Raw genomic sequence first — 670 nt, 5'->3', positions numbered from 1 at the left:
TAGACCTATGCCCTTAATTAATCTTCTTCCCGGAGCGGTTTACGCCATTGTTGCATCTGTCGGAAATAACAATTATTTAACTCAAGCTGATCGATACGGATTAATGGCTGCTATCTTAGATGATACTCTCAGTGAAGATGAGCGCAAATCTGTTGATCGTTTACTTCGGGCTGTTATGAGAGGACGGATTCAGGTAATCGATGAATTATCTGTGATCAATTAATCTCTATCTATACTATAAGGTGGGGTTTGATTCCTGAACTCTATCTTATGGTAAGTATTTTTGTACGACAGTCCAGCCTGTAAGAGAAACAACAGCAAAGGCGAAGAAAAGTACAATATTTGTCGTAATATGAACTGATCGCGCCCAAGGTCGGGAAGGATGAATCTGAGTCGCACTCCACGCTGAAACGAAAACTAAACTGACAACGGTTAATCCCGCAGGCAAGTGGGCTGAATGACCGAGACTCCCATAGTAACCGAGGGTGCCAATCAAACCAATTGCCAACAGGAGTAATATTAACCCGACCATTGTACCGCCAATCACATAATGAGCGGTTCGTAACCCTGGAGGGCGAGGTTTTTTCACATTACGAGTATAAAACATCCAACTACCTGTGACGGCGAGCATCAGGTAAGCAAACAGCGAAAATCCCATTGACCAAGCAGC

Annotated in this window: 2 protein-coding genes; one reads left to right on the top strand and one right to left on the bottom strand. The window is 43.6% G+C overall.

Translation table 11 applies throughout. The features are described from left to right. Positions 1-223: hypothetical protein (locus tag M595_RS28310; RefSeq protein ID WP_338041681.1), on the top strand; the 223-nt coding region annotated here is incomplete at its 5' end. Between the two features lie 45 nt (positions 224-268). Here the strand turns inward: M595_RS28310 and M595_RS28305 are convergent. Further along, positions 269-670, bottom strand: a 402-nt coding sequence (locus M595_RS28305) for a DUF4079 domain-containing protein (RefSeq protein WP_023069972.1), incomplete at its 5' end; no start/stop codon positions are given.

Source organism: Lyngbya aestuarii BL J (genome assembly GCF_000478195.2).
In the GTDB taxonomy this organism is placed as follows: Bacteria; Cyanobacteriota; Cyanobacteriia; order Cyanobacteriales; family Microcoleaceae; genus Capilliphycus; species Capilliphycus aestuarii.
This window is presented reverse-complemented; position numbering and strand designations above follow the sequence as displayed.